This is a genomic window from Aeromonas sp. QDB62 (assembly GCF_027705695.1).
In the GTDB taxonomy this organism is placed as follows: Bacteria; Pseudomonadota; Gammaproteobacteria; order Enterobacterales; family Aeromonadaceae; genus Aeromonas; species Aeromonas allosaccharophila.
Genome location: NZ_JAPDCD010000047.1, coordinates 19555 through 31088, shown reverse-complemented (window position 1 = coordinate 31088; position 11534 = coordinate 19555). Strand labels below are relative to the sequence as shown.

Here is an 11534-nt window from a genome sequence, read left to right as displayed (position 1 = left end):
CGCCGGATATATGGTCGCAAACCGTATCAGTTCAGTTCTTGCACAACCCGGGGGCGTCCATATATGGTCTAATCACCTCGCGCACCCGCGCTGCTGTCTCCTTGTCGGCGACTTCTGCCCAGCGCGGGCTCACCCTTCGCTATCTATACAATAAGGCTGCATTGCATTTTCGCTTGAGGCACAATATGGGCTGCAATATTAATTGTTTGACTCAATCAGAGTCTCTTTTTTATTGAGGTTTCTCTCAATGGTAAAACGATTGGATATCTGAATAAGAGAGCCTGTCTGCCGCTGAAATATTCCCGAGGAAAAACAGTGTTGCCTAGGGGAATAGCCTAAAAAATTCAAATAAAAATAACTGGTTGTCCATTGAGCAATCTGAGCGTATTTCGACCACGCATAGTGTGATGATGTTTTTTGTCCAACTCAATGTTAAGAGCAGTCCCGATGCGATTCCTGATGCGTAGGTATCCATAATGGAATCGTTTATCAAGGTTTCACTGAGAGCGTTGTTAACTGGCTCGCGGTGATTTGAGGGACTGGCAATAAATCTTGCTATTCAGGTAAACATAACAAAAAAAGGGATAAGTCATGATTAGGATGCCTCTAGATAGGCCAACGGTGCTGGCGATGGCCATAACCTTGTCGGTGACAGGGTGTGCAACCATCGATAAGCAAGTTGCCGAGAGTGATAGTTGGGTAAGCTGTGCCGGTGGTGGCCTGCTAGGCGCTCTTGCTGGCGCGGCGATTGGTGCCACTCAAGGTGGTAGCGACAAGGTGCTCATTGGGGCTGTCGCCGGTGCTGCGGTGGGTTGTGGTGGCGGCCTTTGGTACAAAGACCGAGTTGATAGGTTACAAAAAATAGCCAAGGAAGAAGGCTTAAAAATGCAGGTGCGTGAACTGCAAGTGGCTGCCGCCCAAGAGCAGCAGAAACAGAAGGATAAACCGACAGCAGTGGGACTTGAAGCATCTATAGAGTATGCCGAGATGTTTCCGGTAGGTTCTGCCAACCTGACCCCAGAAGGTCACCGGAAAATGACCCGTGTGGCGCAAGAGTTTGCCAGCAAACGGGAAGATCAGTCTAAGCTCCCTGAGAATCAACGTAGAAAGGTGTTGGTGGTCGGCCATACCGATTCTGCTGGCGCGGCTCAGTTCAATCAGCGCCTCTCTGAGGAACGAGCTCGGGCCATGGGCCAGATACTGGCTGCAGCCGGGGTGCCTCGTAGCGATATCTACTACCAGGGGGCCGGCTCTTCCCGACCGATTGCCAGCAACGACAGCGAAGATGGTAGGGCACAAAACCGCAGAGTCGAGTTGGTCGAGGTGCAAAATGAGGCCTTGCTGGTCAAGCGTGTGAGTGAGGAACGTGCCAGTCCCAAATATTTAGCTCATGGCACTGGCACTGGCTCTGCGAGCAAGGTCGCATTGGCTGCCACTACCACAGCTGTGACCCCAAAGACTGTGAAGACTGAAACAATACCCGCTAGGTCTGCTAACACAGCCGAGTCGATGACTACTGCTGCAGCCACCCTCAAGGATAAGCCGGTCTCTCAGCCGAAGTCGGGTGACGTTCTCTCCCCCTCATTGACCGCCAGTGAATCTGTAGCGATCAAACTGGCCGGCAAGGGAACCATCGACTTTGGTGGCCATTTGGTTACCGACAGTTCCTCAGCGCTGACCGGCAGCATTGCGCCCAAAACCCCCACCTTCTCCATTATCACTCCAGCTTACGCCAGTGCACCTATCAGTTCTTGCATAGGGGACATGCCCCGTGTCGAGGGCCAGGTTAAGAACCTGGCGAATGGCCAACCGCTAGCGGAACATTCTACCGAAGAATACTTCCCGGGCCTCAATGGCAAGCCATGGGTTGCAGCCGTGAATGGTCATGTGGCCTCGGTGGGGCCGGTAGCAGTACTGCGTGACGAAGCGAAAGTGGCTAAGCAGCCCGCCATGCAGTTCATCCCGGATTACAAAAAATCCAAAAAGCAGACCGCCAAGATTGAATCGGTCGCCAATACATACGAAGGGGAGACTCAAATCCTCTATCGGGTGTTTGCCGTCAATCAGGCTGCTTCGCCAGTGTCGTGTATGGATGTTGTGTTTGACAAACGATCTGGTGCCGCGGTTGCGGGCGAAATTTACTATCCGAAGCAGGGGGATGCCTACGTGGCCCAATACCTGCCTAAGCGTCGCTAAGGACTCCAAAAATGATACAAGACATCGTTCATGCCCTGTCGGGTGCTTGGCACATCATCAGTCTGGTGATCGGCTTGATGGTTGCGGTCGTGACCGCCATCGTTTATTGGTACGAAGTGAAATACTGGCACATGGAGATGCGGCTCCGGATGCCGTGGTTTGGCCGCATCGCGGCCTGGGTAAAAAACCCGGGCGAAAATGAGAAAGCATCCGAGGACAACCCCAATGCGGTAGGTTTCAACCCTGGTGAGAAAGGTGTGTGTGGTGCATATGACACCTTCTACAAGATGTATCAGCCCTCTGAAGAGAACTTCAAACGCAACCTCGATTATCTGGGAAAAGCTGACGAGGCGGATCGGTCGGAAAAGGGTTTAGGGATCTGGTTGTTGATGATCGTCCTGATGGTGATAGAGGCATCTGCCTTTGGCTATGCGTTGGCACCGTTTGCCCTTACCATGGCGACCCCCAACACAGCGATTGTTGGCGCTTTCTTCCTAGGTTTGGTTATCTCAATTATTGCCTTGGCTCTATCCGAGTTTGCTGGCCGTCAACTCTACCGCAATGGGGTCGTGAACAAGATCCTCTCCTACGAGTCGATCCGTGATGGCGCAGATATGACCAAGACTCTCAACGCCACCATCGACAATACCTATGACGACAATGGCGCTAAACCCTTCCAGCAATTGCTGAACCGGATCAATGTGCCAATCGATAAATACGGGCAGCCGCAGCGCCGATTCTCGATCATTGCCGGGTACGGGATCTTTATCATAGGGCTGGCAGTCGCCGCGTTCTGGGTTCGAACCGAAACCCTGAACCAGCAGGAAGCATTGCTGGTCGAGAATCCGACAGCAGTCATCCAGAATGCTGATGATTTCCCGGTTGCATCTGGTGAGGGTGAAATTCCCCTGCCATCCGATATGGCGGAGTTGTCCGCCAGTTCCAGTCAGAAGTCCGCGCAAGACCAGATTGATGCTATCCATCGAGCTTCGCTGGTGACCTTTGCTGTGTTATCTGGGTTGTTTGTTTTTATTCAGTTTACTTCGACTTTCCTTGCGTTTAGGCACAGCTTTGCTGGGACGTACTCTCGTGGGGCTTGGGAGATGACTCATAAGTACAACAGTGCCTCCGAGTTTGTAAGACACCATAAGATCAAAGCTGCCGCTATTGCCCAAGACGCTCAATCCTCCCTGGCGAAGTTGCAGTCGTTGCAGGACAAGGTGTTCAGAGTGAGCGGTAAGACAAAGGACGACCTGAGTCATAACAAAGACAGTCGCACTTTCTTGCGCTACGTGGAAGAGCAGGAGACCATCGATCATATCAAGAAAAACCGTGAGATCGGCAAGCAAAGTACCGATGTGGTCACCGACTACGTAGTCAAGACCATCAATGACTTGAAGGAGGCGATAGCTGCGAAAGACAACGAGAGAATTTGGTCGATCACTGATGTTGCTGGGCCCCGGTTTGCCGCGATCAACAATCCTGCGTTGATGGCTCAAAAGGCGACGTTCAATGAACTGGTGGCTGTCTTTGGTGCGAGACCGAACGTGGCACAGCCACAAGCTGTTGCCCAATCCTATCAACCGGTCACGCTTGCAGCCACATCAGTACCATCAGTCGAATCGGTAGCTCCAGTAGCACCAGTAGCTGAAATGGCAGAGGTGACCCAGACCATCGTAGCGCCACAGGTGTATTCCGAGGGTGAAAGTGTGGCAGGCTTCGATCCTCATGCTTGGGGCGATCTGACTCAGTTTGAAGCTGACGACATGGACTATGTTGCCAAGAAGAAGGGCGTATCTGTGGACGACCTTAAACGAGCACGTCGATTGCAAATGCTCGACAAAGTGGAGGCGTGATGAAACCACGGATCCTTTTGACATTGATGTTGATGCTTTCGGCGACAGTGATGGCAGCAGAGCGCAACGACCTGAGCAGTTGCTATCAACAGGCTAGGATTACCGAATTCAAGCCTGCGCCCTCGGGTCGTATGTTGTCGGTTGTGGTGGATCAGACCACGCCGCTCACACCGGATCTGCAGCGTACCGCCTGGGATCATATCAAGCGATTCCTGCAGCCGGGCGATCAGTTGCGTCTGTACTCCTTCTCCGCCTATTTGGAAGGTCACTACATGCAGCTGAAATATGCAGGGCTGCTAGATAAAGGGCTTGACCCATCGCAATTGGGTGATGTTCCGATGATGAACGCCAAAAAGCTCGATCAATGTCTAGCCTCCCAACCCCAAGCTATGTTGCAACAATTTGGTAAGCAGTTCGTGCAAACAATGGGCAAATCCTCGACAGATATCCCGCGTAGCGAGATCCTGTTTAGCCTCAAGGCGGTGGGTGACGATATCCGAGCGGCTGATGGCGTGAAGGAAAACATCATTTTGCTGATGTCTGACATGCTGGAATACAGCGACTTTGGTAGCTTCTATCAAGCCAAAGGGATCCGTGATATTTCCCCAGCAGTGGAGCTAGCCAAGGTCGAAAAGGCTAATCTGGTCGCTGACTTCAACGGTGCCAGGGTCTATGTGCATGGGGCGGCCTTTGTGCCAACCGATACAAAGAACGGCTATCGAAGTGGCAAGATGATCCAGAATCTAGAATCCTTCTGGAGTCAATATTTCCAACGTTCAAACGGCCAGCTCATCGCATTTGGGCATCCAGAGCTCACAGTCTCTGTGCAGTAACGCAGCGCTAAGCTGGTTGGGGTAAGAACACCATCATAGTTAATGCCAGTCAGTTAAATCTGACTGGCATTATTTTTACTTACTTCTTTTCACTGTGCTGAATTAACTCGCGGCATGAGCCAAACAAAAAAACCGGCATCAAGGATGCCGGTTTTTTGTTTGACGATGAGAAGTGCGGCTTAGCGCAGGATCATCTCGTCACGGCCCGGGCCGACGGAAACCATCGGAACCGGTACGCCGAGCAGCGCTTCGATACGCAGCACGTACTGCTGGGCAGCGCGCGGCAGCTCTTCGAAGGTGCGGCAACCGGTGATGTCTTCGCTCCAGCTTTCCATCTGCTCGTAAACCGGCTTCAGGGCAGCGGTTTGTGGCCAAATCGGGTTCTCGGTGTGGGCACCTTCGTAAGCGACGCAGATCTTCAGATCCGGCAGACCGGTCAGGCAGTCCAGCTTGGTCAGGGCCACTTCTGTGGCGGCTTGCAGTTCGACACCGTTCTTGGTGGCAACAGCGTCGAAGTAACCGACATCACGGGGACGGCCGGTGGTGGCACCGAACTCGTTGGTGATCTTGCGGAACTCGTCCTGGTTCTCCATGGCGGTCAGCAGGGTGCCGGTACCGACAGAGGAGCTGAATGCCTTGGCCACAGCGATGACGCGCTCCGGACGCAGTGCCGGCAGACCGCCACCGATACCGGCGTAGGCGCCAGATACGTGGGAGGAGGTCACCCAGGGGTATTCACCGTAGATCAGGTCACGGCCAGCACCCAGCTGCGCTTCGAACAGCAGGGTCTTGCCTTCAGCCTGCAGCGCTTTGAGCGGCATGCTGACGTTACACACGGCGTCGATCCAGGGTGCAGAGACTTCCAGCAGCCAGTCGGCCATCTCCTGGGCAGTCTGGGTGAATTCGAAGGAGGGGTAGATAGCCTTCATCTGCGGCAGTTTCCAGTCCAGCATGAACTGGATGCGCTCGACCAGCACTTCCGGCTGTTTCAGCCAGCCGACCAGGATCGCTTTCTTCATCACGCGATCACCGTAGGCAGGGGCGATGCCCTGACGCGTGGAGCCATAGGCGCCGTCACCCAGACGTTGCTCTTCCAGGGTATCTTCCAGTGCGTGCAGCGGCAGGCAGAGGGTGGCGCGGTCAGAGATGGCCAGCTTCGGAGTCACGCCGGAGGCTTTGACTTCATCGAGCTCGACGGTCAGTTTCTCGGGGCTGATCACCATGCCCGGGCCGAGGACAACCAGGCAATCCGGGTTGAATACGCCACTCGGAACCTGGTGCAGCTTGAAGGTGCCAAGGTCGTTGACCACGGTGTGGCCAGCGTTGTTGCCGCCCTGGAAGCGAATGCTGGCGCCAGCTTGACCTGCCAGATAATCAACGATGCGGCCTTTGCCTTCATCACCCCAGTTAGCACCTACGACTACGATAGACGACATGACTCTTTCTCCTAAGACGTTAGGCGTCCATCCTAGGAGCCTGATGCGGATTAGAAAAATTAATTATCTTTATAATTCCGATAAGAGAATCATATAATTGTGACCAATTAAGCGGCAAACCGCCCAAATTTGCCGGGCAAGCCCCGCACATCGCGGGTTGAGGGACTCTTTATGCTGGACATTCACTGGCTGCAAACCTTTGTTACCCTGGCCAGATTGCAACATTTTGGTCAGACCGCCACCGAGCTGCACATGACCCAGCCCAATGTCAGCCTGCATATCAAGCGGCTGGAGCAGGCGACCCGGGTGAGGCTGATCGAGCGCAGTCCGTTTCGCCTGACGCAGGCGGGGGAGCGGCTGCTGCAAAGCGCCGAGCGCACCATCGCCGAGTTGCAGCTCTGCCAGTCCGATCTCAATGCCCTCAACCAGCTGAGTCAGGGGACGCTGGCCATCGCCGCCAGCGACATCATCTCCCGCCTGCTGCTGATCCAGCCGTTTCAGCGCTTCAAGCGGGAGTTTCCCGGCATCGACCTCACTCTGTTCAACACCACTTCGGATCAGGCGGCCGAGCTGGTCAAGGCGGGCAAGGCGGATCTGGGCTTCGTGATGGCGCAAAAGCGCAGCGAACCGCTCTTCTATACCGAGCTGCAACAGGTGACCTGGTGCGCGCTGGGTCATGGCCTCGCCCGTTGGCAGGCGCGGGCGGTGGCGGGAGAGAGCGACCCGCTTGACGAGCCGACCCTGATCCTGCTCGGTCACGACACCCGTACCCGGGCGCTGATCGACCCGTCCTTGCCGCTGCTGGCCTTGCCCCCCTGTCGCATCATGGAGGTAGGCAGCGTGGACGCTCAGCTCGATTGGGCCGAGGCGGGGTTTGGTGTCGCCATCGTGCCGGACTTCTCCCTGCATCCGCGCCTCAACCTCACCGCGCCGGTCACCAGCCTCAGCGACTTTCCCGGTACCAGTCTGGGCTACGTGGTGCGCCAGAATCAGGTGTTGTCGCGGGCCATTAAGCAGCTGCTGCACTGGGTGGAGGAGGAGATCCAGAAGCCCAACCCCTATCTGACCCGGGGAGTGGAGCCGTAGCGGTACGGCAAGGTGGGCAGGCCAATCAGGGTGACTGCGCCGCCATCAATTGCGTCACTATCGAACGCGCGTAAACAATCAGGGCAGCCGAGGCTGCCCTGATGTATTTGTTGGCACTGACCACTCAGGGCTGCAACGGCGTGGCTGCGCTGGCGGCAGGAGAGGAGAACATGTCTACCTTATCCTGCGGTTGGGTTTCGCCAGTCGCCGCGCTACTGGCAGGCTGGGTTGCCTGCTCTTGCGGCGCAGTGGCCGCAGAGGTGCTTTGTGGCAACTGAGTCGACACGGCAGCCGATGCTGATGGAACCGTTGACGCTGCGGCAGAGGGGGCCACGCTCTCACCCTCGGTGGTCGGCGTGGCAGTGAGCTCGGGGGTGACCTCGAGGGCCTCTTCGGGCAAGGGATTAACCTCTGTGGCTTCTGTTGCCACTGGGGCACTGCTGGTGGCGGTCGTGTCGGAGGGCGCCTCAATGGGCGCAGTCGTCCCGTCGGCGGCACTCACCTGCTCTGCCGTTGGTGCCGCCTCTGAGGTTGATGGCTCCGGCGCCAACTGTTCCGCGGTTAACTGCTCGGGGGTCAGTGACAAGGGGGCTGGCGGCTGATCCGACATCCCCGCATGGAGGGGCAGCTCGGTTTGCGCCTGCAACTGCTCGGGGGTCACCTTGCTCAGGGCCGGATGCAACCGGCTGAACTGCTTGATCCGGGCCAGCAGGGTATCGCGCACGGTACGAACGATGGGATCCGGCAGGCTGGCCAGCGCCACCAGTTCGGCACTCATCCCGATATTGTTGATGGAGGCCGTCTGCCCCGGATAGAGGTTGGCGGCGATGCGGCTGCGCTGGTAGTAGGGGTGTTGCTTGAGTAGCTTGTCGATCTGCTCCCCTTCGATGGGGATCAGGCGTACCTTGCAGCGGCTGATCAGGTCGCCGACCGCCAGACTGGGGTGCCCGGCTACCACAAAGGCGGCATCCAGCGAGCCATCGCACAGTCCTTCCAGCGGTTCGCTATTCGATTTGAGCTGATAGGCGACAAACTGCCCGGGTTGCCATCCCATGGCCGCCATCAGGGCCTGGCTGGTGATCTGTTCACCGGCGCCGCTGTTGCCCGGATAGACCCGTTTCCCCTCGATATCCGCCAGAGTGGTGATGCCGCTGTCGGGGGCGGCCAGCAGGGTCAGCGACTCCTGATAGAGGCGAAACAGGCTGCGCAGCTCATGGTTGGCTCCCTGCCCGCTGAAGGGGCCGGTGCCGTGCAGTGCGTGGTGCAACACATCGGACTGCACCAGCGCCAGCTGTACTTCCCCCTTGCCGAGCGCCTTGAGGTTGGCCATCGAGCCACGGGTGCTCTGCACGGTGCAGCTGTCCCCATGCAGGGCATGGCCAGCATTGAGCACCCGGCAGATGGCGCCACCGGTCGGGTAGTAGACCCCATTGAGCGGGCCCGTTCCTATGGTCAGCGCCTGGCTGCCAAAGGGGAGCAGCGCAGAGAGTGCACAGAGGGGGAGCAGAAGGTGATGCAAGATCCGTAGCGACATAATTGACCGTTGACTGAGTTGACCGCGGGCTGATGACACCGGGTAAAAGGGATGGGGCTTGCCCATCCCGTTGCTGGCTGATTAAGGCTTGCTGTGGTTGAGGATTGCTCGCTCCATCCGCGCCAGCGCGTCGGTCAGTCGTGCCCTGGTGCAGCCGAAGTTGAGCCGCACAAACTGGCCGTCGCCAAACTGGGCGCCGGGGGAGAGACCGACGCCGGCCTGCTCGAAGAAGGCGATGGGATCGGCAAGGCCAAGGGCGCTCACATCGATCCAGGCCAGATACGTCGCCTGATGGCTGGCCAGCTTGACGCCCGGCCAGCGAGCCACCGCCTGCTGGATCTGGGCCAGATTGGCCGCCAGATAGTCGATCTGCTCGGTCAGCCACTGTTCGCCACCCTCATAGGCCGCTTCGGCGGCGACAAAACCCAGCAGGTTGACGTCGGCGCTGATGCCACGCATCGCCTGCTGCAACCGGAAGCGCAGACGGGCGTTGGGGATGATGGCGAAGGAGCAGCACAGACCGGCGATATTGAAGGTCTTGCTCGGGGCCATCATCACCGCGCAGCGCTCGGCCGCCTCCGGACTGATGGCGCCGTAGGGAATGTGGCGGGCGTCTTTATCCAGCAGCAGATCGCAGTGGATTTCATCGGAGCAGATCACCAGATTGTGGCGCGCGGCGATGGCATCGATGGCCAGCAGCTCGTCACGGGTAAAGATGGTGCCGCCCGGGTTGTGGGGGTTGCAGAGCAGCAGCAGATCCGCGGCGGGAGCCTGACGCTCCAGCTCTGCCAGATCCAGCACCCAGCGACCGGCTTCTTCTACCATGGGGACGGTGAGCAGGGGCCGATCATTGAAGCCCGGCGCCTGCAGGAAGGGGTAGTAGACCGGCTTGGGAGTGATGATGCCGCGGCCATGCTGGCTCCACGCCTTGCAGGCGAGGTTGAGCCCGGGCACCACGCCCGGCAGGAATACCAGCCATTCGGGCTCGATAGCCCAGCCATAGCGGGCAGCCATCCGTTCGATAATGAGTTCGATCAGGCGCGGCGAGGGGCGTGAATAGCCGAAAATGCCGTGGGCGACCCGTTTGGTCAACGCCTCTATCACGGACGGGGGGGAGACAAAGTCGGTATCGGCAACCCACATGGGCAGCACATCCTGACCCTTGTACTTGTCCCATTTCAGGCTCATGGTGCCACTGCGGTCTACTTCCTGATCAAAATCAAACATGCGAACTCCTTGTGCTGGCAGGATGGGCTTTCACTCTACGGGGTCGCGGCTTCCCTCGCAAGGCGCACACCTGCTTATGCCATCCTTGAGCCTGCTCTTGATAATGACATAAGATAAGCGCCGAATTTTCATACGGCAGCCGAGCGTTGGCCCGTATCGTCCTTCCAATCAGTGGTAACCCTATGAGCTTGTCGATAGCGGCGGTCAAACGCCCGGACCCCGTCTCTCTTTCGTTTCTTGCCGTGACCTTTATGACCGGCGTCGCGGTGGCATTGCAGGTGCCTACCTTAAGCCTGTTTCTGGCCGAGGAGGTGCAGGTGCGCCCCTTTCTGGTCGGGCTCTTCTATACCATCAATGCGGTAGTGGGCATTCTGGTCAGCCAGTGGCTGGGCCACCGCTCCGATAACAAGGGGGATCGCAAGCGACTGATCCTGCGCTGCTGTTTTGCCGGGGTGGCGCTCTCCCTGCTGTTTGCCTGGAACCGCAACTACTGGCTGCTGGCGAGTCTGGGGGTCATGCTGGCGGCGCTGGCGGCCACGGCCAGTCCCCAGTTGTTTGCGTTGGCGCGGGAGTATTCCGACAGCCGCAACCAGCGGGCTGACATGTTCAGCTCGGTGATGCGGGCCCAATTTTCGCTGGCCTGGGTCATAGGCCCGCCTATCGCCTTCGCGCTGGCCATCGGCTACGGCTTCGAGCTGATGTACCTGGCCTCGGCACTGGCCTACCTGCTCTGCGCCCTGGTGGTGTGGCGTTGGCTGCCCTCCTTGCCGCTGCCCAAGATGGATGAAGATATCGAGCGGGTCAGCAGCTGGCGGGATCCGGCGGTGCGGGCGCTGTTTATCGCCTCCACCCTGATGTGGACCTGCAACAGCATGTACCTCATCAATATGCCGCTCTACATCACCCGCGAGCTGGGGTTGGAGGAGAAACTGGCAGGTATCTTGATGGGCACGGCCGCGGCGTTGGAGATCCCCTTCATGCTGCTGGCGGGTTACTACACGGCCCGCTTTGGCAAGCGCCCCATGATGTTGCTGGCGGTGCTGGCCGGTGCGGCCTTTTACACCGGTCTGGTGACCCTCACCGATCAATACGCGCTGATCGCCTTGCAGCTGTTCAACGCCATTTTCATCGGTATCGTGGCTGGGATCGGCATGTCCTATTTTCAGGATCTGATGCCGGGGCGGGCCGGGGTGGCGACTACCCTGTTTGCCAACAGTATCCGCACCGGCTCCATCATGGCGGGGGCTATCGCCGGTGTGGTGGCAGAGGTGTGGAGTTTCCACGGGGTCTTTATGGTGGCGCTGGGATTAGCACTGGCGGCGCTGGCTGCCTGCTGGCGGGTGCCCAACGTCTGACGGGGTGATCT

Annotated in this window: 8 protein-coding genes; 5 read left to right on the top strand and 3 right to left on the bottom strand. The window is 57.9% G+C overall.

All coding sequences use genetic code 11. The features are described from left to right. Positions 1 to 630 precede the first annotated feature (630 nt). The 3 genes from OKC27_RS19310 to OKC27_RS19300 are packed head-to-tail and all read left to right on the top strand — an operon-like array spanning position 631 to position 4885. Positions 631 to 2196: an OmpA family protein gene (locus tag OKC27_RS19310; protein ID WP_182938010.1), complete on the top strand. Its 1566-nt coding sequence runs from the start codon at positions 631 to 633 to the stop codon at positions 2194 to 2196. 11 nt (positions 2197 to 2207) lie between these two features. Next, the gene (locus OKC27_RS19305) at positions 2208 to 4052 is read left to right on the top strand and encodes a hypothetical protein (RefSeq protein ID WP_042658177.1); all 1845 of its coding nucleotides are present in this window, start codon (positions 2208 to 2210) and stop codon (positions 4050 to 4052) included. Beyond that, a complete protein-coding gene (locus OKC27_RS19300; RefSeq protein WP_197970776.1) occupies positions 4052 to 4885 on the top strand; it encodes a hypothetical protein in 834 nt (277 codons plus the stop codon). The genes OKC27_RS19305 and OKC27_RS19300 overlap by 1 nt, the downstream gene beginning before the upstream one ends. Positions 4886 to 5064: 179 nt before the next feature. On the opposite strand, the gene OKC27_RS19295 is transcribed toward OKC27_RS19300, so the two are convergent. Next, positions 5065 to 6321: an adenylosuccinate synthetase gene (locus OKC27_RS19295; RefSeq protein ID WP_033136130.1), complete on the bottom strand. Its 1257-nt coding sequence runs from the start codon at positions 6319 to 6321 to the stop codon at positions 5065 to 5067. A gap of 171 nt (positions 6322 to 6492) precedes the next feature. On the opposite strand from OKC27_RS19295, the gene OKC27_RS19290 reads away from it, so the two are divergent. Further along, positions 6493 to 7407: a LysR family transcriptional regulator gene (locus OKC27_RS19290; RefSeq protein ID WP_042061332.1), complete on the top strand. Its 915-nt coding sequence runs from the start codon at positions 6493 to 6495 to the stop codon at positions 7405 to 7407. Between the two features lie 124 nt (positions 7408 to 7531). On the opposite strand, the gene OKC27_RS19285 is transcribed toward OKC27_RS19290, so the two are convergent. After that, the gene (locus OKC27_RS19285) at positions 7532 to 8941 is read right to left on the bottom strand and encodes a TAXI family TRAP transporter solute-binding subunit (RefSeq protein ID WP_270694078.1); all 1410 of its coding nucleotides are present in this window, start codon (positions 8939 to 8941) and stop codon (positions 7532 to 7534) included. Positions 8942 to 9022: 81 nt separating this feature from the next. Continuing rightward, complete coding sequence (locus OKC27_RS19280; RefSeq protein ID WP_182938008.1) at positions 9023 to 10168, bottom strand: MalY/PatB family protein; 1146 nt, start codon at positions 10166 to 10168, stop codon at positions 9023 to 9025. A gap of 182 nt (positions 10169 to 10350) precedes the next feature. Between OKC27_RS19280 and OKC27_RS19275 the strand changes: the two genes are divergently transcribed. Beyond that, on the top strand, positions 10351 to 11523 hold the full coding sequence (locus OKC27_RS19275; protein ID WP_042061338.1) for an MFS transporter: 1173 nt from the start codon (positions 10351 to 10353) through the stop codon (positions 11521 to 11523). Positions 11524 to 11534: the final 11 nt, after the last annotated feature.